The organism is Microbacterium sp. C-MGS6 (assembly GCF_058140415.1).
Map to the genome: position 1 here is coordinate 983,591 of NZ_CM176934.1, position 25,712 is coordinate 1,009,302.

A 25,712-nucleotide genomic window follows, 5' to 3' on the forward strand; every position below is an offset into this window, starting at 1 on the left:
GACGCCCCGCACGAAGGAGCCCATCATGGCCGGCCCCCGCCACGACCCCACGCTCTACCGCGATCGCGACACGGTGCCGATCCGGCGCGCCCTCGTCTCGGTCAGCGACAAGACCGACCTGCTCGTGCTCGCCGCCGCGCTCGCGGAGGCGGGCGTCGAGATCGTCTCGACGGGCTCCACGGCGTCCACCATCCGCGACGCCGGCTTCGAGGTGACGGACGTGGCCGCGGTCACGGGTGTCGCCGAGATGCTCGACGGCCGCGTCAAGACCCTGCACCCGAAGGTGCACGGCGGCCTGCTCGCCGACCTGCGCCTGGAGGACCACGAGCGTCAGCTCGCCGACCTCGACATCGCGCCGTTCGAGCTCGTCGTGGTCAACCTCTATCCGTTCGTGGAGACCGTGGCCTCCGGTGCTGAGGGCGACGACGTGGTGGAGCAGATCGACATCGGCGGCCCCGCCATGGTGCGCGCGGCCGCGAAGAACCACGCCAACGTCGCGATCGTCGTGTCGCCGCAGTCCTACCCCGCGATCGTCGCGGCCGTGGAGCAGGGGGGCACCTCGCTCGCCCAGCGCCGGGAGCTCGCGGCGCGGGCCTTCGCGCACACCGCGGCCTACGATACGGCCGTCGCGCAGTGGTTCGCCGAGGGGACCCTCAACGAGCCGGGCGACCTTCCGGCTCATCTGACGATCCAGGCCGAGCGGCTCGCGACGCTCCGCTACGGCGAGAACTCCCACCAGCGCGGCGCCATCTACACCCGCGCCGGGGGCCACGGCATCGCCCAGGCCACGCAGCTGCAGGGCAAGGAGATGTCGTACAACAACTACGTCGACGCCGACGCCGCCCTGCGTGCCGCCTACGACATGGTCAAGCCCGCCGTCGCCATCATCAAGCACGCGAACCCCTGCGGGATCGCCACCACCGCCCCGAACGCCCTCGACCCGATCGCCAGCGCGCACCTCCGTGCGCACGAGTGCGACCCCGTGTCGGCGTACGGCGGCGTGATCGCCGCGAACGGCACCGTGACGCTGAAGATGGCCGAGAACCTGAAGGACATCTTCACCGAGGTCATCGTGGCGCCGTCGTTCGAGCCCGCGGCCCTCGAGGTCTTCAAGGCGAAGAAGAACCTGCGCCTGCTGCAGCTCCCCGAGGACTGGCAGCAGGAGCGCATGGACGTGCGGCTCGTGTCCGGCGGTCTCCTGCTCCAGGACGCGGACCGCTTCCCGGACGACATCGTCTCGGTCGCGAAGAACTGGGAGCTCGTGTCGGGGGAGCGTCCGAGTGACGAGGAGATGGAGAACCTGATCTTCGCGTGGAAGGCTTGCCGGGCCGTGAAGTCGAACGCGATCGTCCTGGCGAAGGACAATGCGACGGTCGGCGTCGGCATGGGCCAGGTCAACCGCGTCGACTCGTGCCGCCTCGCGGTGGAGCGGGCAGGGGATCGTGCCGCCGGATCGGTCGCGTCGTCCGATGCGTTCTTCCCCTTCGCGGACGGTGCCCAGGTGCTCATCGACGCGGGTGTCACGGCGATCGTGCAGCCCGGTGGGTCCGTTCGTGACGAGGAGGTCGTGGATGCCGCGCGCAAGGCCGGCGTCACGATGTTCTTCACGGGGGAGCGTCACTTCTTCCACTGACCGAGACCCCGGTCTTCCGTCGAGACCCCGGTGTGCGCACGTCTGCACCCCGGGGTCTCGGCGCGTCGGCGGGGTTTCGGGGAAGAAACCGCGATGTCCGATTTCCGCCAGCCGTAGCCATGCGGGGGTGAGAGAGTGGAGGACATGAGCCTCCCCGTGACCGCGTTCGACGAGCGTTACCGAGCCATCAGCGCCCGGGACACCCGCTTCGACGGCCAGTTCGTCACCGCCGTGCGCTCGACCGGGATCTACTGCCGTCCGAGCTGCCCCGCCCGCACCCCCAAGCCGCAGAACGTGACCTTCTATCCGACCAGTGCCGCGGCGCACGAGGCGGGCTACCGCGCATGCAAACGCTGCCTGCCGGAGGCCGCCCCCGGGTCGCCCGCGTGGGACGTCCGCGGAGACTCCGCCGCTCGCGCCATGCGGCTGATCGCGTCCGGCGTGGTCGAGCGCGAGGGCGTGCCAGGGCTCGCCGCGCGCCTCGGCTACTCGAGCCGTCACCTCACGCGGCTGCTGACGACCCAGCTCGGCGCCGGACCTCTGGCACTGGCGAGAGCGCATCGCGCCCACACCGCCCGCATGCTGCTCGTGGGGACGGACATGCCCATCGCCGACGTCGCCTTCGCCGCCGGCTTCCACAGCATCCGCCAGTGCAACGACACGATCCGCGAGGTGTTCGGCCTCACGCCCGGAGAGCTGCGCGCCCGCCGCCGCACGCCGTCCGCGTCCGTGCCGGGAACGATCGACCTGGTCCTGCCGTACCGGGGTCCCCTGGATGCGGCCGGGATCTTCGCGTGGATGGCGGCGCGGGCGGTGACCGGGGTCGAGGAGGCCACGGCCACGGCGTTCTCCCGACACCTCCGGATGCCCGGAGGCCCTGCGTGGTTCGAGGTGCGTCAGGAGGAGACGGAGCGGCTGCACCTCCGGGCTCGGGTCGCGCAGCTCGGCGACCTCGCGCCGCTGGTGGCGACCGCGCGTCGGATCTTCGACCTCGACGCCGACCCCCTGGCGATCGACGAGGCCCTGGCGGCGCACCCGCCTCTCGCTCCCCTCATCGCGCGCACCCCCGGTATCCGCGTGCCCGGAGCGGCCGATCCGCACGAGATGCTCATCCGCGCGATGATCGGGCAGCAGATCACGGTCGTCGCCGCCCGCACCGCGCTCACCGCCCTCACCGACGCGCTGGGGGAGCGGACCCCCGAGGGGCTGCTGTTCCCGACGATGTCGGCCATCGCGGCCCACGGCGCCGAGGTGCTGCGGGGGCCCGCCGCCCGCATCCGCGCCGTCACCGGAGCCGCCGCCGCCCTCGCGGACGGGAGCCTGACCCTCACGGTCGGCGACGACGGCCCCACGCAGCGCGCGGCCCTGCTGGCGATGCCCGGCATCGGTCCCTGGACCGCCGACTACGTGCGGATGCGGGTGCTCGGCGATCCGGACGTGCTGCTGCCCGGTGACGTCGCCCTCCGCGCCGGTGCCGCGGCTGCCGGTCTCCCGGCCGAACCGAAGACCCTCACCGCCTGGGCGGAGCGCACCGCGCCGTGGCGGAGCTACCTCAGCGCGCACCTGTGGCGTGCCGCCCCGATCCGTCCCGCCGGACCGCGGAGCAAGACCGCCACCCGGCCCGCCCGCGGCCACGAATCCGACACCGAGGAGACCTCATGACCGCACTCATCCAGACCCTCGACACCGCCGACGGTCCTTTCACGATCCTCGCCGACGAGCGCCAGCGGGTGCTCGTGTCCGGGTGGACCGACGACGTCGAGGCGATCCTCGGACGCCTGCCGTCCCGAAGCCGTCCCGACGCCGTGCGGGAGGCCGAGACGGACGCGGCGGGCGCCGTCCGCGCGTACTATGCCGGCGACGTCACGGCGATCGACGCGGTCCCGGTCGCGCAGACCGGCACCGCCCTGCAGCTCGCCGGATGGGCGGCGCTCCGCGGCATCGCCCCGGGGGAACCGCTGACGTACACGGGCTTCGCGGCCCGGCTCGGCAATCCGCGTGCGGTGCGGGCCGCCGCGTCGATTTGCGCCCGCAACGCCCCGGCCCTGTTCGTGCCCTGTCACCGGGTGCTCCGCACGGACGGCTCTCTCGGCGGCTTCGCCTGGGGCCTGCCCGTGAAGGAGAGCCTCCTGGCGCGCGAACGCGCCGCCCGCTGACCTCTCGGTTCGAAGAGCCCGCTCCCCGGAGAGCGGGCTCTTCGCCGTCTCGGGAATTCCTCTTGCGCTCAGCTGGTTCACAGGAATAGGCTGATGGGCTGTCGCGCCAACCGGACGACCTCGCCGAGCCCTGAGGAGGACACCATGACCACGATCGCCACCGCGCGGATCGCCACCCTCGGCTCGACCCCGGCGCGCCCGCTCTCCTAGAGCCCCCGCCCTCTTCTGCACCGGATGCCGGGCTCCGTGAGCCCGCTCTCGCATCCGTCCTTTCACTCTTCTCACCCTCGACTCCTCTGAGAGACATGTCTTCCACGTCTTCCGCGCAGAAACCGTCCCCCTCGTCCTCCCTCTCCACGCCCGCCGCGCTGTGGCGGCTCAAGCCTTTCGTGAAGCCGGTCATCTGGCGTCTCGCCGGCGGTGCCGCCAGCGCGCTCGCGGCCGCGCTCATCGCGCTGATGATCCCCATCGTGCTCGAACAGATCATCGGCGGGCCGGTGCAGTCCGGAGCGCTCGACGCGATCGTCTGGGGCGCGCTCGCCGTGTTCGCCCTCGGCCTCGGCGAGGCGCTCATGGTCTGGCTCCGCCGGCAGTTCGTGCTGTTCCCGGCCACGCAGGTCGAGTACCGCATGCGCACCGAGCTCTACTCGCGACTGCAGACCCTCCCGGTCGCCTTCCACGACCGGTGGCAGTCCGGCCAGCTGCTCAGCCGCATGATGCAGGACATCGGCCTGATCCGCCGGTGGCTCGCCTTCGGCCTCGTGCTTCTCGTCGTGAACGTGCTGACGATCCTCATCGGCTCCGTCCTGCTGTTCCGCTGGCACTGGCTGCTGGGCACGATCTTCCTCGTGACGGCGATCCCGCTGTGGATCCGCGGCTACCTGTTCGAGAAGCGCTACGGCGCCCTCACGCGGCGCAGCCAGGACCAGGCCGGCGACCTCGCCACGAGCGTCGAGGAGAGCGTGCACGGCATCCGGGTGCTCAAGGCGTTCGGACGGGGCACGCACGCCCTCCGCCGCTTCAGCCGTCAGGCCGAGACGCTGCGCGAGACCGAGATGAGCAAGGCCCGAGCCATCGCCTCGATCTGGTTCTGGCTCGACCTCATGCCACAGATCGCCTTCGGCCTGAGCCTGATGTCCGGCATCTGGCTCATCTCGCAGGACGCGATCACCTCGGCGGAGCTCTTCGCCTTCTTCGCGATGGCCGTCGTGCTGCGCTGGCCCATCGAGTCGATCGGCTTCCTCTTCTCGTTCATGCTCGACGCGCGCACGGCGACGGACCGCGTGTTCGACATCTTCTCGGAGACGAACACCATCACCGACCCCGCGAACCCCGTGCACATCGAGAACCCGCGCGGCGAGCTCGCGTTCGAGAACGCGCACTTCCGCTACCAGGACGCGGCCCCCGACGAGCGGGACCTGCTCGACGGCATCGACCTCGTCCTCCGACCGGGGGAGACCATGGCGCTGGTCGGGCTCACCGGCAGCGGCAAGACCACGTTGACGACCCTGCCGACGCGGCTCTACGACGTGACGGGAGGGCGGGTCACGCTCGACGGCGTCGACGTGCGCGACCTCACCCTCGCCGAGCTGCGCGAGCACATCGCGATGGCGTTCGAGGACGCGACGCTCTTCTCCGCCTCGGTCCGCGAGAACGTCCTGCTCGGGCGCGCCGACCTCGACGTGCACAGCCCCGAAGCCGAGCGCGTCCTGCGCGAGGCGCTCGACGTCGCGCAGGCCGCCTTCGTCGACACGCTCCCCGAGGGCGTCGAGACGGTCATCGGCGAAGAGGGACTGAGCCTGTCCGGCGGGCAGCGCCAGCGGCTCGCCCTCGCCCGAGCGGTGGCCGCCACGCCGCGGGTGCTCGTCCTGGACGACCCGCTGTCGGCGCTGGACGTCGACACCGAGGCCCTCGTCGAGGAGGCGCTGCGGCACGTGCTCGCCGACACCACGGCGATGATCGTCGCACACCGTCCGTCCACCGTGGCCCTCGCCGATCGCGTGGCGCTGCTGGAGGACGGCCGGATCACCGCGGTCGGCACGCACACCGAGCTGCTGAAGACGAGCCGGCACTACCGGCACGTCATCTCCAGCTTGGAGGCCGAGGAGGCGGCTCGCACCGGCGCCATCCCGATCATCCGCGACGAGCAGTCGGAGATCCACGACACCGTGCAGGACGGCATCCGCCAGGAGGCCGACGACGAGGCGCCGGGAAGCGCGTCCCGATTCGCAGGAGAGGAGGTGCAGCGATGAGCTCCCTCACCGGAACCCAGGACGAGGACCGCTCCCGCCTCACCACGGAGGAGAGCAGGGCGATCCGCCGTCGCTCGCTGCGGCTGCTCGGCTCGCTCGTGCGCCCGCTCAAGCCGCAGATCGTGCTCGCCGCCACGGTGCTCGTCATCTCGACGGCGCTGCAGGTGGCCGGGCCGATCCTCATCAGCATCGGCCTCGACCGCGCTCTCCCGGCGGTGCTCGACGATGCCGACTGGATGCCCACCTTCGTCGTCGGCGGGATCTATCTGCTCGCCGGGGCTCTGGCCGCCGTGCTCATCGCCTGGTACGTCATCATCGCGGCCAAGCTGACCCAGGCCGTGCTGCTGGACCTGCGCAAGCGCATCTTCCTGCACACCCAGCGTCTGAGCCTGGAGTTCCACGAGTCGTACACGTCCGGGCGGATCATCTCGCGCCAGACGAGCGACCTGGACTCCATCAAGGAACTCCTCGACGGCGGCCTGAACGAGCTCGTCTCCGGCGTGCTCTTCGGTGTCTTCACGTTCATCGCCCTGTGCGTGTGGGACTGGCAGTCCGGTCTGATCCTCGCGATCGGCGGCGTGCCGCTGTTCTTCCTCATGCGCTGGTTCTACTCGCGCTCCCAGCTCGTGTACCGCGAGTCCCGGGTGATCAGCGCGAAGGTGATCGTGCAGTTCGTGGAGACCATGACGGGCATCCGCGCGGTCAAGGCCTTCCGGAAGGAGCCGCGCAACGACGAGGCCTTCCAGGGCGTGGCCGGCGAGTACCGGGACGTGAACCGCCGCTCGATGCTGCTGTTCGGCACGTTCGAGCCGGGGCTCATGGGCGTCGCGGCGCTCGTCCTGGGCGTGGTCGTGCTGTGGGGCGGCATCCGGGTCTCGGAGGGGGCCCTGACGGTCGGCGTGCTGCTGTCCGCCGTGCTCTACGTGCGCAACTTCTTCGCTCCGATGCAGGAGATCGCGATGTTCCTCAACTCCTACCAGTCCGCCACCGCGGCGCTGGAGAAGGTGTCGGGCGTCCTGGAGGAGGTGCCGACGGTGCCGGACCCCGAGAAGCCGGTGGACCTCTGGGAGTCCCGGGGGCACATCCGCTTCGACGAGGTCACGTTCGCGTACAACGAGGACAAGACGATCCTGCCGAACTTCTCGCTCGACATCCCCGCCGGGCAGACGATCGCGCTGGTCGGGACGACGGGGGCGGGCAAGTCCACGCTGGCCAAGCTCATCTCCCGGTTCTACGACCCGTCCGCGGGAACGGTGACCCTCGATGGGGTCGATCTGCGGTCGCTGCACCCGAAGGACCTCCGCCGCGCGATCGTCATGGTCACGCAGGAGGCGTACCTGTTCAGCGGGACCGTCGCCGACAACATCGCGCTCGGGCGCCCGGATGCGACTCTGGACGAGATCCGCGAGGCGGCGCGGGCGGTGGGCGCCGACGCGTTCATCTCGGCGCTGCCTGACGGGTACGACACCGACGTGAACAAGCGCGGTGGTCGTGTCTCGGCAGGGCAGCGACAGCTCATCTCGTTCGCCCGCGCCTTCCTCGCCGACCCGGCGGTGCTGATCCTCGACGAGGCGACGGCCTCGCTGGACATCCCGTCTGAGCGGCTGATCCAGGACGCGCTGCAGACGCTGCTGGCCGACCGGACGGCGATCATCATCGCGCACCGGCTGTCGACGGTGGCGATCGCTGACCGTGTGCTCGTGATGGAGCACGGCCGGATCATCGAGGACGACACCCCCGCCGCCCTCATCGGCGGCACCGGGAAGTTCGCCCAGCTGCACGCGGCCTGGCAGGAGACGCTCGTCTGACGTCCTGACGCGACAGTGGCCCCGGCATCCGTACGGATGCCGGGGCTTCCTCGTCCGGGCGCGGGTGCGCCGGGATCGGTAGCATCGAGGGATGGACCCCTTCCTCCTCGTCGCGGAGTGGTGGTGGCTCGCGCCGACCGCCGCCGCCGGGGTGACCGCGGGCGCGATCGGCGTCCGTCGGCGCAACACCCGCAGCGGCCGCCGGCTGGAGTATGACGCGGCCCGGCACGACCTCCGCGAGGCCCAGCAGCGCGCGGTGGTGCGACGGACGGCCCTGAAGGTGGCACGGGCCGACCTCGCCCGGGTCTCCGCCGAGCGGGCCGCGCAGCGGGCGAGCGCGGAGCAGGTGTCCGGCGCCCGACGCATGCTCAAGGAGCGTGAGCGCGACGCCAGGGCCGCGGCGGCCGACGTCCGCGCCCGGCGGGTTAGGGTGAACGCCGCTCGCGCCGCGATCCCCGCCGGCTCCGCGCCGCGGCCGCTGGAGCGCCTGTATGCGGAGCACGACGCGGTGACCGCGCGGTGGATGCGGTATGAGACAGACCCCGCGTTGCAGATCACCTATCCCGAGATGACGGACGTGAAGCGTCCGGAGACGGCGGCCTACCTGCGGGCCGCCGGTGCCGCGGTCGAGGCGCGTCGGCAGACGACGGGCCGGGTGACCGCCGCCGAGTACGCGGCGTACCGCGACGCTGTCGCGGAGCTGGAGCGGGCGTTCGAGGCCGCCGAGCACGCGGCGAAGGTCCAGACGGGCGAGGCACCTCCGACCGCGGCCTGGCAGGACGCCGCGCAGGACATGCTGCACCGCTCCGCGGAGGCCATCGACCGCGCAGCAGGTGCTGCCGCCTCAGCGCTCGCCGCGTGGAACAGTCGCCGGGGCAAGGGCACGCCTCCGGACGGCAACGGTCAGCGCTGAGGAGGATCGAGGTCGAGCCGTCCGGCGGGATCCGAGGGCGACGGAGTCTCGATGGGGGAGGGGATTCGAGACCCCGCCGCCGGTCTCAGGAGGGGACGCGGATCTCGGCGATGACCTCGCCGTAGGCCGTCTCCCCGACGGGGGTGAAGCCGACGCGACGGAAGAAGGCCTCCGGGCCGTCCTCGCCCGCTTCGTAGATCACATTGACGTGGTCGACGCCGCGGGTGCGCGCTTCGTCGATGAGGTTCTCGACGGCGAAGCGGCCGATGCCGCGACCCTGGTCGTCCGCGTCGACGTTGATGCGCCACAGCACGGAGCGGAAGTGCTCCTCCGGGGCCTCGTCGTCGAAGTTGGCGCTGACGAAGCCCACGACCTCGTTGCGGTCCAGGATCACCCGCTGCCAGGAGGTCTGCGGGTTGATGACGGTGGCCGCGATGCCGTACGAGACGGGCGCGAGGAACTGCTCCTGTCCGGGCTTGAGCGACAGGTTGTTCACGGCGACGATCGTCGCGGCGGAGAGTTCGACCATGCGCAGTTCGGACATGCCCCCAGGCTAGCCCCTCCGCTCACCGCATTCATCACTCGGGCGGACTTTTCACGGACCGGTCACGTGCCGGACCCCGTCGCCGGGAGCGCCGCTTCGGGGCGAGGGCCGCTCAGGTATCTTGGTATCGAGACAAATAGCCCTCGTGAACGGAGAACCTCCCGGTGACCGACGACGCCATCATCTACACCTACACCGACGAGGCACCGGCGCTGGCCACCGCCTCGTTCCTGCCGATCATCCAGGCCTACACGGGCCAGGCGGGCATCGAATTCGAGACGCGGGACATCTCTCTGGCCGGCCGCATCCTCGCCGCCTTCCCCCAGAAGCTCACCCCGGAGCAGCAGGTCGGCGACGCGCTGGCCGAACTCGGCGGCCTCGCCACGCTCCCCGAGGCGAACATCATCAAGCTGCCGAACATCTCCGCGTCGATCCCGCAGCTCAAGGCCGCCATCGCGGAACTGCAGCAGCAGGGCTACGACGTCCCCGACTTCCCGGACGAGCCCTCGTCGCTGGAGGAGAAGGACGTCCGCGCCCGCTACGACCGCATCAAGGGCTCCGCAGTGAACCCGGTGCTGCGCGAGGGCAACAGCGACCGCCGCGCGCCGCTCGCGGTGAAGAACTACGCCAAGAAGCACCCGCACCGCAACAAGCCGTTCGCCGAGGGCTCGAAGACCCGCGTCGCGACCCTCGGCCACGACGACTTCAAGCACAACGAGCGCTCGTGGGTCGCCGCTCACGACGACGTCCTCTCCTTCCGCCACACGGCGAAGGACGGCACCGTCACGGTCCTCAAGGAAGGACTCAAGGTCCTCCCGCGCGAGATCATCGACGCGACGTTCCTCTCCGCGAAGGAGCTGGACGCCTTCCTCGCGGACACCCTCGCGGAGGCCGAGGCCGACGACGTGCTCTACTCGGTGCACCTCAAGGCGACGATGATGAAGGTCAGCGACCCGATCATCTTCGGCCACGTGGTGAAGGCGTTCTTCAAGGATGTCTTCGACCAGTACGGCACGCAGCTCGCCGAGGCCGGACTGAGCGCGAACGACGGCCTCGGCTCCATCCTCGCGGGCCTGGCGAACGTCACCGGCGGCGAGGAGATCGCTGCGGCGTTCGACAAGGCCATCGCCGAGGGGCCGCGTCTGTCGTACGTGAACTCCGACAAGGGGATCACCAACCTGCACGTGCCGAGCGATGTCATCGTCGACGCGTCCATGCCGGCGCTCGTCCGCAACGGCGGCAAGCTCTGGGGCAAGGACGGCGAGGAGGCCGACACGATCGCGGTCATCCCCGACTCGTCCTACGCGAGCGTCTACCAGGCGGTGATCGACGATGTGATCGCGAACGGCCCGCTCGACCCGGCCACCATCGGCACCGTGCCGAACGTGGGTCTCATGGCGCAGGCGGCCGAGGAATACGGCAGCCACGACAAGACGTTCGAGATCGCGGCGGACGGCATCGTCCAGGTGCTGGACAGCGAAGGCACCGTCCTCATCGAGCACGAGGTCGGCAAGGGCGACATCTGGCGCGCGACGCAGACCAAGCACATCCCGGTCATGGACTGGGTCAAGCTCGCCGTCGGCCGTGCCCGTGCGACCGGCGTGCCCGCGGTGTTCTGGCTCGACGCGAACCGCTCGCACGATGCCCAGATCATCGCGAAGGTGCACCAGGGCCTCGCCACGCTCGACACCAAGGGCCTGACGATCACGATCCTCGCGCCGGAGGAGGCGACGCGGTACACGCTGGCGCGCATGCGTCACGGTCTCGACACCATCTCGGTGACGGGCAACGTGCTGCGCGACTACCTCACCGACCTGTTCCCGATCCTCGAGGTCGGCACGAGCGCCAAGATGCTCTCGATCGTGCCGCTGCTCGCTGGCGGCGGACTGTTCGAGACGGGTGCCGGTGGCTCCGCTCCGAAGCACGTGCAGCAGCTGGTCGAGCAGAACTACCTGCGCTGGGACTCTCTGGGCGAGTTCTTCGCGCTGGCCGCCTCGCTCGAGCACTTCGCCGACCGCACGGGCAACGAGAAGGCCCGCGTGCTCGCCGAGACGCTGGACGCCGCGACCGGTACCTTCCTCGAGGAGGACCGCTCGCCGGGCCGCGCGCTCGGCACGATCGACAACCGCGGCAGCCACTTCTACCTGGGGCTGTACTGGGCGCAGGAGCTGGCGAAGCAGACGAAGGACCCGGAGCTCGCCGCGGCCTTCGCCCCGGTCGCCGAGAAGCTCGCAGCGAACGAGGAGGCCATCGTCTCCGAGCTCAACGCGGTGCAGGGCAAGCCCGTGGAGATCGGCGGGTACTACCGCCCGGACGAGAAGCTCGTAGCGGCGGTCATGCGCCCGTCCACGACGCTCAACGAGATCGTCGACGCCCTGCGCTGAGACGACGGAAGGGGGCGGATGCTGCGGCATCCGCCCCCTTCTCGCTGTCCGCCCTCCGCCAGGCCCGAGCACGACTGCGGAGCGCGACCGCGACACCCTGGGAGAGGGGACGCCTCGACGGCGTGTCGTTCCGCGTCTCCGAAGCTGTGCTCGGCACGCGAACCGGATCAGTTGTAGACGGAGACCTCGAGGCCCACGGGGGACCAGTCGTAGACGTACTTGGCGAGGTCGATCGGCAGGTTCACGCAGCCGTGGCTCATCCGGTTGCCGAAGTTGTTGTGCCAGTAGGTGCCGTGGAAGCCGATGTTCGGGGCGAACCACGTGATCCAGGGCACGTCCTCGGTGCAGTACGGCGCACCCTCGTAGCAGCCCATGTCCTGCATCGACGTGTGCGCGAAGACCTTGAAGTTGCCGGTCGGCGTCGGCGTACCGGGCAGGCCCGTCGAGACCGCCCAGGACTGCACGACCTTGTCGTTCTCGAAGAGGTAGGCGCGCTGCGTGCTGAGGTTGATCTCCGCACGGCGGAACAGGTTCGTCGTCTCGAACGGCGTCTCGGTCACGGAGAGCGCGAAGGTGCCGTCGCCCGCGGCGAGTTGCGTCGCGAAGTCGTCGGCGATGCCGTCGGTGTCTCCCAGGGCGCGTCCGGTGGCGCCCTCCTTCTCGGCGCGCAGCACATTCCCCGCGGAGTCGACGATGTTGGTCGCGTTCACGGGCGCGCGGTCCACGGCGGCGGGCAGCGTGTCGACGGTGGTCTGGATCGCCGCCGGATCCGCCTCGATGCGGAGCTGGCCGTCTTCGTCGACCACGGTCAGCCAGGACGCGGCGACCGCGGGGGAGACCGGGACGGTGCGCTCCTTGCCGACGTAGAAGCCGATGGTGGACAGCATGGTGTTGAGGGTGGTGGCGGTCGCCGTCGCGTCGTCGTCGGACACGGCGGGCAGGGCTTCGACAGGGTCGCCCGGGTACTCGAAGGTCGTGCGTCCGTCGCCGACAGCCTCGACGAAAGCAGCGTTCAGATCGGCCACGTCGACACCGGTGCCGGGAACGGACGGAGTGACGGTGTAGGTGCCCTTCGCGGCGTCGAAGACCACGGCGGCGTCGACCGGGTCGACGAAGCTCCCGGGGACGGCCGCCCGGAGCGCGGCGGATGCGGTCTCCTGGTCGAGGACGATGTCCGCGGGCACGGGGTCGCCCATCCAGGCGCCGAGATTCCACATCGGATGCGCCGAGAACGCGGCATCGGCGAGGGCCGTGGCGTCGGCGGTCGCCCCCAGGTCGGCGCCGGTGAGCACGGCGTCGTCGCCGTCGCCCGTGAGGGTGACCTCGGTCTGGGCGAGGTGCGAGCTGATCGTCTCGGCGGCGGCACCGGGAGTCATCCAGCCCACCGGGATGCCCGCGACGGTGGTGCCGGGGGCGATGAGGATCATCGAGGCGGCGCCGGCGCCGAGCGCGACCACGCCGAGGCCGAGACCGATCCACAGGCCGAGGCGGCGTTTCTTCGGGGCCGGCTCGACGGGAGCCCAGGCCAGGGGCTGCTCGCCGGTCTGCGGCGGGGCCGTGTCGGTCGCCGCCTCCGGCGTCAGGACACTCGTCGGTGTCGCATCGTCGGGCTGTGCCCCCGTCGCAGTGCCCGGCGTGGAAATCAGATCGGTCACGAACTACACCCCCCGCAGTCTCGACGTGTCCTGTCGTCCATGGTACGGGATGGCTGGTAACGGGGAGGCAACGGTCCTGATAAGGTGCCTCCCCGTTCGCCAGGGGTGTCGGGGGTCAGTCGATGACGGCGAGCCCGTCGATCTCGACGAGCATCTCCTCGCGGGGAAGACCGGTGAAGACGGTGGTGCGCGAGGGCAGCACGCCGCTGGTCGTGTGGGCCTCGACGAACGCGCCGTAGGCCTCGTTCATGATCGGGAAGTCCTCGCGCGTGGTGAGGTACACGCGCAGCATCACGACATCGTCGAACGTGGCGCCGGAGGCCTCCACGATGGCCTTGACGTTCTCGAGCGTGCGGGTGGTCTGCGCCGCGACGTCGCCCGGGTACAGGTACTCGTTGGTCTGCGGGTCGACGGGGCCCTGGCCGGAGACCTGGACGATCGGGCCCTTGCGGACGCCCTGGGAGAACGTGTGCGCGGGAGCGGGGGCGGCGTCGGTGGAAACTCGTGTCTTCGCGGTCATGCCGCCAGCCTAGTAGCCTTGTTAGATGCCTCTACAAATTCCGGATCCCGTCCTCGGCGCCTGGGCGAAGGGGTTCCCGGCGCACGCCGCGGGCCTGCGTCTGTCGGAGGTGGCTGGTGCGGGGCTGCGCCTCTCGGACCTCGGCACGCCGGTGCTCACGGTGCATGCCGACGCGATCGCGCACAACGAGGACACGGTGTTCGGCTGGGCCGCGCGCGAGGGCGTCCGCCTCGCCCCGCACGGCAAGACCACCATGGCGCCCGCGCTGTGGCAGCGCTTGCTGGACGCCGGGGCCTGGGGGATCTCCGTGGCGACGCCGTGGCAGGCCCGCGTCGCCGTCGACGCCGGTGTCCCGACGGTGCTCATCGCCAACGGGGTGACCGACGGCGCTGCGGCCCGTGAGCTCGGGGCGCTGCTCGCGGCCGACGAAGGCCTGCGGATCCTGTGCGGGGCGGACTCCCTCGCCGGCGTGGCGATCCTCGCCGACGCCCTCGCGGACGCCCCGCGTCCGCTGGACGTGCTCGTGGAGCTCGGCGGTGCGCAGGGGCGCACGGGTGCGCGGACCGTGGCGGAGGGCGAGCGCATCGCCGCGGCGATCATGGCCGCCCCCGGTCTCCGCCTCGCCGGAGTGACGGGCTACGAAGGCCCCTTCGGCCCCGATCGCTCCGCGGCGTCAGTCGCCGCGGTGGACGGCTTCCTGGCCACCCTCGTCGAGCTGCATCGCCGACTGGAGTACCCCGACGGCGTCCGCCCCGTGCTCAGCGCGGGCGGCAGCTCCTTCCCCGATCGCGCCGCCGCGGTCCTCGGCGCCGCGGGAGCGGACGCCGAGGTCGTGCTGCGCTCCGGTGCCTTCCAGATCCACGACGACGGCTTCTACTCCCGCATGTCGCCGTTCGGTCCGCTCACGGACACCGCCCCGCTGCGCTCCGCGATGCACGCGTGGTCGCGGGTGGTCTCGCAGCCCGAACCCGGCCTCGCCCTGCTCGACGCCGGGCGGCGGGACGTGCCGTTCGACATCGACCTCCCGGCGCCGCAGTCGGTCGCCGGCACCGTGACGGCCCTGAACGACCAGCACGCCTTCCTCCGACCCGCCGACGGGGCGACCGTCGCGGTCGGCGAGGTCGTGCGCCTCGGCCTCTCGCACCCGTGCACCGCGTTCGACAAATGGCGCGTCGTCGCCGTGATCGACGACCCCGACGCCGCGGACCCGCGGGTGATCGGGGCGGTGGCGACATGCTTCTGAGCGCGGAGAAGGCGGCGGCGGGCCTCGTGCGCGTCTACCGGCGGGCGACCGTCGTCGACGGCACCGGCGCCCCGCGCTTCGTCGCGGACGTCGCGGTGGAGGGGGCCAGGGTCGTCGCCGTCATCCGCGAGGGCGAGGCCGACCGGATCGAGCTGCCGGACGACGCGGTCGAGGTCGACGCGTCCGGCCTCGTCCTGGCGCCCGGTTTCATCGACATGCACGCGCATAGCGACCTCGCGGTGCTCCAGGGCGCCGCGCACGACGCCAAGATCCGTCAGGGGGTCACGACGGAGGTGCTCGGCCAGGACGGCCTGGGCTACGCGCCGCTGGACGAGGCGACCGCCGCCGCCATCCCCGCCCAGATCGCGGGCTGGAACGGGCGGCCGGCGGAGGTCCCGTGGCGGTCGATGGACGATTTCCTGGAGGCGATCGACGTCGCCGCGGTGGCCAACGCCGCGGTGCTGGTGCCGCAGGGCAACCTCCGGATGATGGTGGTCGGGCACGATGACCGTCGGGCGACTCCCGCCGAGATCGTGGCGATGGCCGACCTCCTCGGCCAGGCCCTGGATGCCGGGGCCTTCGGCATGTCGAGCGGCCTGACCTACACCCCGGGGATGTACGCCGACGTCGCCGAGCTGGAGGCGCTCTGCCGAGTGGTCGCGGAGCGCGGCGGCTACTGGGCGCCGCACACCCGCAGCTACGGACGGGCGGCGCTGGATGCGTATCGCGAGGCGATCGAGATCGGCCGCCGTACCGGGTGTCCCGTCCATCTCACACACGCGACCATGAACTTCGCGCCGAACCGCGGGCGTGCCGCGGAGCTGCTGGCGCTCGTCGACGAGGCGACGGCCGACGGCGTCGACGTGACGCTGGACACCTACCCGTACCTCCCGGGGGCGACCACTCTCGCGGCGCTCCTGCCGAGCAGGCTGGCGGCGACCGGCGACCTGCTGGGCGTCCTGGCCGGCCTGGATGCGGAGGGGCGCGAGGCCGTCCGCGTCGAGCTGGAGGAGATCGGCTGCGACGGGTTCCACGGCGAGGTGGCGGACTGGTCGGTGATCCAGATCTCGGGGACGGGCACCCCCGCTCTGGCCGGCCTCGTCGGCCGCACGATCGCCGCCATCGCGGCGGAGACCGGGCAGCGCGCCGTGGACGTCGTGATCGACACGATCCTCGCCGATGCGGGCGCCACCGGCGTGCTCATGCACATCGGCGACGAGGACAACGTCCGCGCCATCATGCGGCACCCGCGGCACTCCGGAGGCAGCGACGGCATCCTCATCGGTGCCCGGCCGCACCCGCGCGGCCGCGGCACATTCCCTCGCTACCTCGGTCACTACGTCAGGGACCTGGGGGTGCTGAGCCTCGAGGAGGCCGTCCACCATCTCTCCGGCAACCCGGCCGCCCGCCTGGGCCTCGACCGCGGTGACGCGCCGCGCGGTGTGCTCCGCGAGGGCGCCACCGCCGACCTGGTGCTGTTCGACCCGGAGACGATCGCGGCCGGAGCCACGTTCGACGACCCGCACGGTGCGCCGCAGGGTGTGCGCGAGGTTCTCGTCGGCGGTGTGCCGGTCGTCATCGACGGCGACCCCACCGGTGCGGTCGCCGGCCGCGCGTTGCGGATGCCCCCCTCGGCGGCGCGCGCGACGGTGCCGCACGTCGTCGCAGAGATCGACTCCCTGGCTCCGGGCTTCCGATGGACACCGTCGACGCCGATCGAGGCGGCACCGGAGCTGGCCGCGGCCGTCGCACGACTCGGCGGCGGGGGAGCGGACGACACGCTGCCCGCCATCCGCCTCGTGATCGATCCGGAGCTGGGCGCCGCGGCATCCGCGGCAGGGCGCCATGGCCCGGAGGCCTTCCGCGTGACCGTGACGGCCTCGGGGATCGAGATCGCGGGGGCGACGCCGGAGGGGGTCTTCCGCGGCGCGACCACGCTCCGTCAGCTCCGCGACCCGGACCACGACCCCGCTCTCCCCGCGACGATCCCGGCAGGGCGCTGGGAGGGCTCTCCCGCCTACGCCTGGCGTGGAGCGATGCTCGACGTGGCGCGCCACTTCCGCCCCGTGGAGGACGTGCGTCGCCTCATCGACCTGCTGGCCGATCACCACCTCAGCATCCTGCACCTGCACCTGACGGACGATCAGGGCTGGCGGTTCGAGGTGCCGGGATATCCGCGCCTGACCGAGGTCGGTGCGCGGCGCGAGGCCACGCAACGCGGCCACGGCCCTGAGGCCACGGTCGAGCCCGGCGTGCACGAGGGCTTCTACACGACCGCCGAGCTGCGCGACCTCGTGCGGTATGCGGAGGAGCGCTTCGTCACTCTCGTGCCCGAGGTGGAGCTGCCGGGACACATCCAGGCCGCGCTCGCCGCGTACCCGGAGCTGGGCAACCTCGACGTCGGGACGCCGCCCACCGGGCCGTGGGAGCGTTTCGGCGTGAACGCGCGCACCCTCGCGCCGAGCGAGGAGGCGCTGGCCTTCGGCCGTGCCGCCATCGATGCGCTGTGCGACGTGTTCCCGTCCGCATGGATCGGGATCGGCGGCGACGAGGTCCCGGTGACCGAATGGGCCGACAGCGCCACGGCCGCCGCGCGGATGCGGGAGCTCGGGCTGGCCACCGCGCACGACGTCCAGCCCTGGTTCACGGCGCACTTCGTCGCGCACGTCCGCCGCAGGGGACGGACGGCACTCGCCTGGGACGAGGTGCTGGAGGGCGAGGTCCCGGAGGGCGTGCGCATCCTCGCCTGGCGCGGACCGGTCGCCATGCGCGAGGCACTGCGGCGGGGGATCCCCGTTGTCGGGTGCCCGGATCTCGAGGTGTACCTCGACTACCCGCAGTCCGAATCGGCCGAGGAGCCCATCCGCGTCGGGCCCCCGCTGACCATCGAGCGCGCGTACTCGTTCGAGGTCGTCGACGGCGCGGTCGGCGGGCAGGCGAACATCTGGACGGAGCACCTGCCGAGCAGGGACCGGGTCGACTTCGCGATGTTCCCGCGCCTCGCCGCGATCGCGGAGCGGTTGTGGGACGGGGGAGAGCCCGCGCCCTTCGCGGACTTCGCCCGGCGGCTGCCCACGCATCTGCGGCGCCTCGCCGCGGCGGGCGTGCGGTATCGTCCGCTGGACGGGCCGTCGCCCGAGCAGCGGCGACCGGGGGTTCCCGGCAAGCCCATGACCGTCGAGACCCGGGAGGGGATCGTCGCCGGGCTCGTCGAGCGGCTGCTCCGGATGGCGGCGGACGACGAACCGCCGCGGTCGGCATGATGTCACGTTTCGGTAACCCTGCCCGCGGAATCGCGCGGAACAGTTGCACAAATCCTGTTCGTAAGGTCTACTAACAAACATGTCCGTTTCGGATGATCAGCGCCCCGCGGCGACGACTGACTTCGTCGCCGCGAACGCGCACGCCTTCGGCCCCGCGCGGCATCTCCGCTCGCGCACCAAGGTGCTCCCCGAGCACGCCCGCGGACACAACCGCGCGCTCGTGCTGCAGACGCTGTATCACTCGGGGGCGATGAGTCGCGCTGACCTCTCCCGCGAGACCGGCCTCACACGCGTCACGATCTCGGATCTGGTCGCGGAGTTCATCGCCGACGGCATCGTCGTCGAGATCGGCGTGCGCGAGGCCGTCGGCCCCGGCAAGCCGCCCATCCTCATCGACATCGATCGGGTGGGGCATCAGATCATCGGGCTCGACCTCTCCGGTCCGACCGCCTTCGAGGGCGCCGTCCTCAGCCTGGACGGCGACGTGCTGGAGCGGCGGCAGGTGCCGCGTCCGGAGACGCCGGACGGCGATGCCGCGTATGAGGCTCTCCGCGGCCTCGCGCAGACCCTCGTCGAGATCGCCACGCAGCCGGTGCTCGGCGTCGGCATCGGCACCCCGGGCGTCGTGCGCCCGGACGGCCTCGTCCTCAGCTCGCCCAACCTCGGCTGGACGGACTTCCCGCTGGAGGCGAAGCTGAGCGCCGACCTCGACCTGCCGGTGCTCGCACGGAACGACGCCAACGCCGCGGTCCTCGCCGAGTACACGTTCGGCGAGGCGGAGGCCGACTTCATGCTGATCAAGATCGGTCGAGGCGTGGGTGCTGGGCTGATCACCGGAAGCCAGCCGCTCCTCGGCAGCCGTTTCGCCGCCGGGGAGATCGGTCACGTCGTGGTCGGCACGGACGGCGGCCCTCGCTGCGCCTGCGGCAAGATCGGCTGCCTGGAGGCATGGCTGAGCGTGAGTCGCATGCAGGAGGCGCTCGACGCCGACCCGGCCGCCCGCGAGGAGATCCTCCGCGACTCCGGGACCCGCATGGCGATCGCGATCGCCCCGATCGTCGCCGCCCTGGACCTGTCCGAGGTCGTGCTCTCCGGGCCCGCCGAGCTGCTGGACGGCACGCTCATCGACGCGGCCGTCGAGACGCTGCACGCGCGGACGCTCGAGGGCGTCTTCGAGGACGTCATGGTGCGGCTCACCCGTCAGGACGACATCGTGCTCCGCGGTGCCGCCGTCATGGTCCTCTCCGGGCAGCTGGGGGTGTCGTGACATCCGCGACCATGATCGGGAACGGCATCCGATGATCGTCCCCGCCTCCGCCGACCGCGCCGGTCGGCCCCTTCGCGTGGGTCTGGACGTCGGCGGCACGAAGATCGACGCCGTCGCCGTCGATCCGGCAGGGACGATCCTCGCCCGCCTCCGCCGCCCGACCGGGTGGGGAGAGGACGCCGTCGTCGACAGCATCGTGTCGACCGTCGCCGCCCTTGCCGAGGAGAGCGGACTGCCGCTGTCCGCGGTTGGATCCGCCGGCATCGGGATCCCCGGCCTCGTCGATGCGGAGACCGGCCGCGTGCTGCACGCCGTGAATCTCGGGGTGGAGTCGCTCGACCTCGCGGCGCGCGCCGAGCAGGCGCTCGGCGTTCCGTTCCGGGTGGAGAACGACGTGAAGGCCGCCGCGCTCGGCGCCGCGGTCCTGAGCGACGTCGCCGGCTCCATGGCCTATCTGAACCTCGGCACCGGCGTCGCCGCCGGCATCGTGGTGGACGGCCGCATCTGGCGCGGCGCACGCGGGACCGCCGGCGAGGTCGGACACCTCTCCGTCGATCCCCGCGGCCGGCTGTGCGGGTGCGGGCAGCGCGGCTGCGTGGAGACCTTCTGCGGCGGTGGGGCGCTGGCCAAGGCGTGGGGACGTCCCGGTGCGCTGCCCGTCAAGGACATCGTCGAGGCGGCCGACGCGGGCGATCCGCACGCCCAGGCCCTGCAGGCGGACCTCTTCTTCGGGGCCGCGGCGGCCGTGCGCGTGCTCGTGCTGTCGGCCGACGTCGAGACCGTGGTCATCGGCGGGGGACTCACCGCTCTCGGCGGCCGGCTGGCGGCGGGGGTCCGTGCCGCCCTGCACGCCGGTGCCGAGGCGTCACCGTTCCTGAAGTCCCTGCGGCTGGATGAGAGAATCGAACTGCTCCCCGCGGGTTCCCCCGCCGCCGCTTTCGGCGCCGCTCTGGTGGGCGCATCCATTTCTGAGAAGGAGATCGTTCCGCATGGCTGAGGTCGTCATCGTCGAGAATGCCGAGGCCGCCGGCGCCCTGGTCGCCACCGAGATCGTCGAGCTCATCGACAGCCGTCGGGACGCCGTCCTGGGGCTCGCGACCGGATCGACGCCGCTGCCGGTCTATCAGGCTCTCCGCAGCCGCCTCGCGGGACGCGACGTGTCGCAGGTGCGCGGCTTCGCGCTCGACGAGTACGTCGGCATCGACCCGTCCCACCCGGAGAGCTACCGCTCCGTGATCACCCGTGAGGTGGTGGAGCCGCTCGGCCTCGACCCGGAGCGCATCCACGTGCCGAACGGCGCGCAGGCCACCATCCAGCACGCCGGTGAGGACTACGACGCGGCCATCGCGGCGGCCGGCGGCGTCGACCTGCAGATCCTCGGCATCGGCACGGACGGCCACATCGGGTTCAACGAGCCCGGGTCCTCTTTCGCGTCCCGGACGCGGGTGAAGACCCTCACCGAGCAGACGCGCGAGGACAACGCCCGTTTCTTCGACTCCATCGACGACGTGCCGATGCATTGCATCACGCAGGGCCTCGGCACCATCCTCGAGGCCCGCCACCTCGTGCTGCTGGCATTCGGCGCCGGCAAGGCGGAGGCGGTGGCCGGCGCGGTCGAGGGGCCGCTCACGGCGCTGCTGCCCGGATCGGCCATCCAGTTGCACCCGCACGCCACCGTCGTCGTCGACGAAGCCGCCGCGTCGAAGCTGCAGCTCGCGGACTACTACCGCTACACGTTCGCGAACAAGCCCTCCTGGCAGGGCATCTGACCCGGACGGGCTAGCGCGCTGCGGCGGGCCAGGCGAGCGGCAGCAGGTGCTCGACGCTCAGCGGGGCCAGCGGAAGCGTCGCGACGTCCGCCGGGGTGATCCAGCGCAGTTCGGCGAGCTCGGCCTGCACCCGGACCCCGTCGGGATCGATCGAGGCCGAGAACGCGTCGGCCACGACGCGGTGCCCCGGCTCGTTGGCGGCCGCCGACACGAAGCGCCCCAGCGGCCGGAGGTCGGTCTCCGCGAGCTCGAGACCGAGCTCCTCGTGCAGCTCCCGGATGAGGGTCTCGGCGGGGGACTCGCCCGCTTCCGGCTTCCCTCCCGGCTGCATGAAGCGCGTCGTGCCGTGCTTGCGGACGACCAGGACGCGGCCCTCCGCATCGACGATCACGGCCGCGCTCACGTGGATGTCAGGCATCGGGGGAGAAGACCTTTCCGGGGTTGAGGATGCCGAGCGGATCGAACACGGCCGCGATGTCGCGCTGAAGGCGCCACTGGTCCTCGCCGAGTTCGTCGGCCAGCCATCGTCTCTTGAGGACGCCGATGCCGTGCTCGCCGGTGAGGGTTCCGCCCAGCCGGATCGCGGCGCGGAAGAGCTCATCGGCCGCCTCCCACACCCGGGCCGGGGTCTCCGGGCCCTCGAAGATGAAGTTCGGATGCAGATTGCCGTCGCCCGCGTGTGCGACCGTCGGGATCACCATGTCGAACTCCCGCTCGATCCGTGCGATCTCGTCGAACATCGCCGGCATGGCGCTCCGCGGCACGGAGACGTCCTCGATGAGGGTGGTCCCGAGCGACGCCATCGCGGCGTGCATGGATCGCCGGACCGCGAGCAGCCGATCGCCCTCGACGGGGTCGTGCGAGACCACGGGGACGCCCTCGTGGGCGCTCAGGATCGCGGCGATGGCCTCCGCCTCCGCGCGGGCGGCGGGGCCGTCGGTCTGGATCGTCAGCTGCGCGGCCCCCGGCGTCGGTGCCGGGAGCCCGAGGAGGGCATGGACGGCGGTGAGACTGGCGGCATCCATGAGCTCCATGATCGCCGGCTGGATTCCCGCAGCGGTCACGGCGGCAGAACCCGCGGCCGCGGCTCGCACGCCGGGGAAGGTCGCGGTCACCGTGCAGGTCTCGCCCGGCACCAGTCTGCGCAGCTTGAGCGTCGCCCCGACGACGACGCCGAGCGTTCCCTCCGATCCCACCACGAGAGCGGTGAGGTCGAGCCCGGTCACGCCCTTCACGCTGCGGTGGCCGAGGTGCAGCAGGCGACCGTCCGCGAGGACGAGGTCGACGCCGAGGACCGCATCCCGCACGACACCGTACTTCGCGCAGAGGAGTCCGCCGGCTCCGGTCGCGATGTTGCCACCCACCGTCGAGATGTCGCGGCTGGCGGGGTCAGGGGCCCACCAGAGGCCGTGCGCGGCCAGGTGCGCGTTGAGGTCGGCGTTGAGGATCCCGGGTTCGACCACGGCGAGGAGGTCGTCCGGTCGCACCTCGAGGACGGCGTACATCCGGCGGAGGGTGAGGACGATCTCGCCGTCGCCCGCATTCGCGGCGCCGGCGAGCCCCGTCCCGGCGCCGCGCACGACGACGGGAGTGCGCGTGGCGGTGGCGATCCGCATCGTCTGCTGCACGTCGTCCACGCTCTCGGCATGGACGACGGCCAGCGGGAGGCCCACCGCGGCATGACCGGAACGGTCGGACCTGGCGTCCTGCCTCGTCTGCTCGCTGACGTCCACGCGCGCCCCGAGGGCGTCGCGGAGCAGCGAGACGACGCTCACGACCGTGCGCTCATGCCAGGGCGCGGCGTCCGCTGAGGACGCCCGCGACGACGGCGACCAGGGCGAAGGCGGTGCCGATCAGGGCCTGGCCCATGGACCACCAGGCGATGGTCACGCCCACGTAGATGAACAGTTCGACGACCGCCCGGAGGAAGGGGTGCACGCGAAGAACCGGCCGCGGCGAGAGGAAGAGCGCCCACAGCAGCAGGGTGACCACGGGGGCGCCGACGCCGATGACGATGCTCCACGGCAGGTCCCAGCTGGCGAACCCCCACAGGGCGAGCGAGGCGATCGCCACGATGAGGACGACGACGCGCACGATGTCGAGGGCCGTGATGGCCGGACGGTCGACGCCGGCGACGGGGGCGGAATCCGGGGTCATGCGTCCAGTCTATTCCGCGACCGGAGCGTCCTCGGTCGGAGCCGGGGCCTCCGTGGCCGGGGCCTCCTCGGCCGGTGCAGCTTCGGCGGCCGGCGCAGTTTCGGGGGCCGGCGCGGGCTCCGCCGGCGCGGGCTCCACGGGTGCGGGAGCTGCCTCGACCTCGTCGGCGGGTGTCGCGGTGTCCTCAGAGGCGGCGGGCGCCGGGGCCTCGACCGGAGCGGTCACCGGCTCGGCCTCGTCGATGACGACCGCCGTCTGCTCGACGGGCGCAGCCGCCGCAGCGCGCTCATCGGCCGCCGCGTCCTGGGGCTGCAAGGCGTAGAGCGTGGTGACGGCCGACGGGGCGTCCGCGCCGGAGGGGAGGACGTAGCGGAAGGTCACGGGCACGAGACTGGCGAACAGGAACTGGTCCAGCGAGGCGCGGAGTTCGAGGGCGCCGGTGCCGTCCTCGCCGAGGACGACGCTGCCGGCGTCTGCGGTGCCGAGGAGAGCCTGCACGATCGTGCCCGGAGCTCCGGCGATCGGCACGAGGTAGTACCAGTGCAGGTCTTCGCCAAGCCAGTAGTCGGCGGGGCTCCAGGTGGGCGGCTCCGTCGGGATCGTAGGATCCACGGGGTCCACGGGGTCGACCGGATCGACCGGGTCCACGGGGTCGACCGGCTCCACCGGATCGACCGGATCGACAGGGTCCACGGGATCGACGGGGTCCACGGGATCGATCGGGTCCACCGGAGCGACGGGCGGCTGCGTGGCCTCGGGAAGCGCCGCGGGGACATCCGGGACGGCGGGTGCCGTGTCGGGCCCAGCCTCCGAGGAGACGGGCGGCGCCGCCTCCTCCTCGGCAGGAGGTGCAGGCGTCTCGTCGTTCTCCGGCGTCTCGATCACCACGGGCTCGTCGAGGTTCAGCGAGGAGTCCGGGGCGATGTCGGTCGCGATCGACGACGGGTCGGTGTCCGAGGCGCTGGGCAGGGAGGTCGCCGGGTTCGCGCCCGCGAGTCCGGGGACGATGGCCGCTGCGGCGACCACTCCGGCCACCACGAGCGCTGCCGACCCGGCGCCGACGACGGCGCCCATGCCCGTGAAGACTCCGCCCGTGCTCGCGCCCGAGCCGGCGCCGCCGGCCGATCCCGCTCCTGAGCCGGCTGCGCCCGCGCCGGAGGTGGCCGCCGCGGCCTGGCCGATGCCGCCGTCACCGACGAACACCGCGCCCGGGATGGTGGACGACATCCCAGCCACGGCCAGGACCGGCGCACCGCCCTGCAGGGCGGCGAGGTACCCGGAGGCCCCGGTGGCGCCGAGGACGAGCGGGAGCAGGACGAGGGCGAGACGCTTGGAGACGTCCTTGGCCTCGGCGGCGACGATCATGCAGCGGGCACACTCGTCGAGGTGCAGCTCCAGGCGACGGTGGTCGCGGGTCGCGAGGTTGCCGCGCGAGTAGGCGCCGAGGTGCTCGATCGTCCACTGGCACTCGGAGCCGGGGCTCGCGCTCCGCAGGTGCGCCTGGATCCACGCCTCGCGGAGCCCCTCACGCGCACGGAACGCGAGCTGCGACACCGCGCCGGCCTTCATCCCGAGGAGCGGAGCCACCTCCTGCGGCTTCATCTGCTCGATCTCGGTGTACCAGAGCACTTCCTGCCACCGCGACGGGAGGCTGCGGAAGGCTTGCGCGGTGAGGCTGCGGTCGAGGGCCTCGTTCGTGGCGTGCTCGGTGCTGTCCGGATCGGCCACCGTGTCGAGCTCGTCGATCGCGGTCTCGCGACGTGCTCGTCCCCACGCCGCGGCGGTGTTGCGGATGCTGGTGAAGAGGTAGGCGCGGAACGAGCCGTTGGGGCCGCCGCCCTTGAGGATCGCCTGGTAGATGCGCGTGTAGGACTCCTGCACCAGATCGTCGGGATCGATCGACGAGGTCACCGATCGCGCGACGGCCATGCCGGACGGATAGTGCCGCCTCCAGAGTTCCCCGAACGCCCCCTTGTCGCCGGAGCGGACGCGGAGGATCAGGTCGGCATCGCCGATGGTCTCGTCTGGTGTGGTGTTCTCTCGGTGCACGGTCATCCATCTGGTCCCGGGGCACACAACCGTCCCCAGGAGGAGAGACGCGAGAAGGCGTCTTTCATTACGCGGTCAGTCCATTCTCTCGCGAAACAG

Annotated in this window: 19 protein-coding genes; 12 read left to right on the forward strand and 7 right to left on the reverse strand. The window is 71.8% G+C overall.

Going from position 1 to position 25,712, the window contains the following annotated elements:
* Positions 1-25: 25 nt before the first annotated feature.
* The 6 genes from purH (at position 26) to AC3B5L_RS04825 (ending at position 8,762) form a co-directional block, all read left to right on the forward strand.
* Entirely contained in the window at positions 26-1,633 is a 1,608-nt protein-coding gene (purH, locus tag AC3B5L_RS04800; RefSeq protein WP_259954278.1) for a bifunctional phosphoribosylaminoimidazolecarboxamide formyltransferase/IMP cyclohydrolase, read from the forward strand.
* A gap of 144 nt (positions 1,634-1,777) precedes the next feature.
* On the forward strand, positions 1,778-3,295 hold the full coding sequence (locus AC3B5L_RS04805) for a DNA-3-methyladenine glycosylase 2 family protein (RefSeq protein WP_490096236.1): 1,518 nt from the start codon (positions 1,778-1,780) through the stop codon (positions 3,293-3,295).
* Positions 3,292-3,789, forward strand: a complete 498-nt coding sequence (locus tag AC3B5L_RS04810; protein WP_268777172.1) for a methylated-DNA--[protein]-cysteine S-methyltransferase — start codon at positions 3,292-3,294, stop codon at positions 3,787-3,789. Before AC3B5L_RS04805 ends, AC3B5L_RS04810 begins: the two co-directional genes overlap by 4 nt.
* 305 nt (positions 3,790-4,094) lie before the next feature.
* Positions 4,095-6,041 carry an ABC transporter ATP-binding protein gene (locus AC3B5L_RS04815; protein WP_232089190.1) on the forward strand — a complete coding sequence of 649 codons (1,947 nt, stop codon included), beginning with the start codon at positions 4,095-4,097 and terminating at the stop codon, positions 6,039-6,041.
* Positions 6,038-7,849: an ABC transporter ATP-binding protein gene (locus AC3B5L_RS04820; RefSeq protein ID WP_060923216.1), complete on the forward strand. Its 1,812-nt coding sequence runs from the start codon at positions 6,038-6,040 to the stop codon at positions 7,847-7,849. Before AC3B5L_RS04815 ends, AC3B5L_RS04820 begins: the two co-directional genes overlap by 4 nt.
* Before the next feature lie 91 nt (positions 7,850-7,940).
* Complete coding sequence (locus AC3B5L_RS04825) at positions 7,941-8,762, forward strand: hypothetical protein (protein ID WP_187663466.1); 822 nt, start codon at positions 7,941-7,943, stop codon at positions 8,760-8,762.
* A gap of 85 nt (positions 8,763-8,847) precedes the next feature.
* Here the strand turns inward: AC3B5L_RS04825 and AC3B5L_RS04830 are convergent, their stop codons facing one another.
* On the reverse strand, positions 8,848-9,306 hold the full coding sequence (locus AC3B5L_RS04830; RefSeq protein ID WP_101847088.1) for a GNAT family N-acetyltransferase: 459 nt from the start codon (positions 9,304-9,306) through the stop codon (positions 8,848-8,850).
* A 164-nt stretch (positions 9,307-9,470) separates the two neighbouring features.
* On the opposite strand from AC3B5L_RS04830, the gene AC3B5L_RS04835 reads away from it, so the two are divergent.
* The gene (locus AC3B5L_RS04835) at positions 9,471-11,690 is read left to right on the forward strand and encodes an NADP-dependent isocitrate dehydrogenase (protein WP_490096237.1); all 2,220 of its coding nucleotides are present in this window, start codon (positions 9,471-9,473) and stop codon (positions 11,688-11,690) included.
* Positions 11,691-11,857: 167 nt separating this feature from the next.
* Here AC3B5L_RS04835 and AC3B5L_RS04840 read toward each other — a convergent pair whose 3' ends face one another.
* Positions 11,858-13,345, reverse strand: a complete 1,488-nt coding sequence (locus tag AC3B5L_RS04840; RefSeq protein WP_232089191.1) for a L,D-transpeptidase family protein — start codon at positions 13,343-13,345, stop codon at positions 11,858-11,860.
* Positions 13,346-13,460: 115 nt separating this feature from the next.
* Complete coding sequence (locus tag AC3B5L_RS04845; RefSeq protein ID WP_187663468.1) at positions 13,461-13,865, reverse strand: RidA family protein; 405 nt, start codon at positions 13,863-13,865, stop codon at positions 13,461-13,463.
* Between the two features lie 25 nt (positions 13,866-13,890).
* Between AC3B5L_RS04845 and AC3B5L_RS04850 the strand changes: the two genes are divergently transcribed.
* The 5 genes from AC3B5L_RS04850 (at position 13,891) to nagB (ending at position 21,407) form a co-directional block, all read left to right on the forward strand.
* Complete coding sequence (locus AC3B5L_RS04850; RefSeq protein WP_268777168.1) at positions 13,891-15,108, forward strand: type III PLP-dependent enzyme domain-containing protein; 1,218 nt, start codon at positions 13,891-13,893, stop codon at positions 15,106-15,108.
* Complete coding sequence (locus AC3B5L_RS04855; protein WP_490096238.1) at positions 15,099-18,371, forward strand: family 20 glycosylhydrolase; 3,273 nt, start codon at positions 15,099-15,101, stop codon at positions 18,369-18,371. The genes AC3B5L_RS04850 and AC3B5L_RS04855 overlap by 10 nt, the downstream gene beginning before the upstream one ends.
* 79 nt (positions 18,372-18,450) lie before the next feature.
* Positions 18,451-19,638 (forward strand): ROK family transcriptional regulator, encoded by a 1,188-nt coding sequence (locus AC3B5L_RS04860; protein ID WP_259951940.1) that lies wholly within the window; start codon positions 18,451-18,453, stop codon positions 19,636-19,638.
* A gap of 31 nt (positions 19,639-19,669) precedes the next feature.
* Complete coding sequence (locus AC3B5L_RS04865; RefSeq protein WP_259951942.1) at positions 19,670-20,635, forward strand: ROK family protein; 966 nt, start codon at positions 19,670-19,672, stop codon at positions 20,633-20,635.
* Positions 20,628-21,407: a glucosamine-6-phosphate deaminase gene (gene nagB / locus AC3B5L_RS04870; RefSeq protein WP_187663473.1), complete on the forward strand. Its 780-nt coding sequence runs from the start codon at positions 20,628-20,630 to the stop codon at positions 21,405-21,407. Before AC3B5L_RS04865 ends, nagB begins: the two co-directional genes overlap by 8 nt.
* 10 nt (positions 21,408-21,417) lie before the next feature.
* Here the strand turns inward: nagB and AC3B5L_RS04875 are convergent, their stop codons facing one another.
* Genes AC3B5L_RS04875 through AC3B5L_RS04890 form a run of 4 tightly spaced genes read right to left on the reverse strand, consistent with a single transcriptional unit; the run spans position 21,418 to position 25,619 of the window.
* Entirely contained in the window at positions 21,418-21,825 is a 408-nt protein-coding gene (locus AC3B5L_RS04875; RefSeq protein WP_187663474.1) for an NUDIX hydrolase, read from the reverse strand.
* The gene (locus AC3B5L_RS04880; RefSeq protein ID WP_490096239.1) at positions 21,818-23,182 is read right to left on the reverse strand and encodes an FAD-binding oxidoreductase; all 1,365 of its coding nucleotides are present in this window, start codon (positions 23,180-23,182) and stop codon (positions 21,818-21,820) included. Before AC3B5L_RS04880 ends, AC3B5L_RS04875 begins: the two co-directional genes overlap by 8 nt.
* A gap of 10 nt (positions 23,183-23,192) precedes the next feature.
* Complete coding sequence (locus AC3B5L_RS04885; protein WP_187663476.1) at positions 23,193-23,564, reverse strand: YrdB family protein; 372 nt, start codon at positions 23,562-23,564, stop codon at positions 23,193-23,195.
* Between the two features lie 9 nt (positions 23,565-23,573).
* Positions 23,574-25,619 carry a sigma-70 family RNA polymerase sigma factor gene (locus AC3B5L_RS04890; protein ID WP_490096240.1) on the reverse strand — a complete coding sequence of 682 codons (2,046 nt, stop codon included), beginning with the start codon at positions 25,617-25,619 and terminating at the stop codon, positions 23,574-23,576.
* Positions 25,620-25,712: the final 93 nt, after the last annotated feature.

What these genes read in the sequence shown, in the direction of transcription:
- purH (WP_259954278.1), top strand. Translation starts at nt 26, where the DNA reads ATGGCCGGCCCCCGCCACGACCCCACGCTCTACCGCGATCGCGACACG.
- AC3B5L_RS04805 (WP_490096236.1), top strand. Translation starts at nt 1,778, where the DNA reads ATGAGCCTCCCCGTGACCGCGTTCGACGAGCGTTACCGAGCCATCAGC.
- AC3B5L_RS04810 (WP_268777172.1), top strand. Translation starts at nt 3,292, where the DNA reads ATGACCGCACTCATCCAGACCCTCGACACCGCCGACGGTCCTTTCACG.
- AC3B5L_RS04815 (WP_232089190.1), top strand. Translation starts at nt 4,095, where the DNA reads ATGTCTTCCACGTCTTCCGCGCAGAAACCGTCCCCCTCGTCCTCCCTC.
- AC3B5L_RS04820 (WP_060923216.1), top strand. Translation starts at nt 6,038, where the DNA reads ATGAGCTCCCTCACCGGAACCCAGGACGAGGACCGCTCCCGCCTCACC.
- AC3B5L_RS04825 (WP_187663466.1), top strand. Translation starts at nt 7,941, where the DNA reads ATGGACCCCTTCCTCCTCGTCGCGGAGTGGTGGTGGCTCGCGCCGACC.
- AC3B5L_RS04830 (WP_101847088.1), bottom strand. Translation starts at nt 9,306, where the DNA reads ATGTCCGAACTGCGCATGGTCGAACTCTCCGCCGCGACGATCGTCGCC.
- AC3B5L_RS04845 (WP_187663468.1), bottom strand. Translation starts at nt 13,865, where the DNA reads ATGACCGCGAAGACACGAGTTTCCACCGACGCCGCCCCCGCTCCCGCG.
- AC3B5L_RS04850 (WP_268777168.1), top strand. Translation starts at nt 13,891, where the DNA reads ATGCCTCTACAAATTCCGGATCCCGTCCTCGGCGCCTGGGCGAAGGGG.
- AC3B5L_RS04855 (WP_490096238.1), top strand. Translation starts at nt 15,099, where the DNA reads ATGCTTCTGAGCGCGGAGAAGGCGGCGGCGGGCCTCGTGCGCGTCTAC.
- AC3B5L_RS04860 (WP_259951940.1), top strand. Translation starts at nt 18,451, where the DNA reads ATGTCCGTTTCGGATGATCAGCGCCCCGCGGCGACGACTGACTTCGTC.
- AC3B5L_RS04865 (WP_259951942.1), top strand. Translation starts at nt 19,670, where the DNA reads ATGATCGTCCCCGCCTCCGCCGACCGCGCCGGTCGGCCCCTTCGCGTG.
- nagB (WP_187663473.1), top strand. Translation starts at nt 20,628, where the DNA reads ATGGCTGAGGTCGTCATCGTCGAGAATGCCGAGGCCGCCGGCGCCCTG.
- AC3B5L_RS04875 (WP_187663474.1), bottom strand. Translation starts at nt 21,825, where the DNA reads ATGCCTGACATCCACGTGAGCGCGGCCGTGATCGTCGATGCGGAGGGC.
- AC3B5L_RS04885 (WP_187663476.1), bottom strand. Translation starts at nt 23,564, where the DNA reads ATGACCCCGGATTCCGCCCCCGTCGCCGGCGTCGACCGTCCGGCCATC.
- AC3B5L_RS04890 (WP_490096240.1), bottom strand. Translation starts at nt 25,619, where the DNA reads ATGACCGTGCACCGAGAGAACACCACACCAGACGAGACCATCGGCGAT.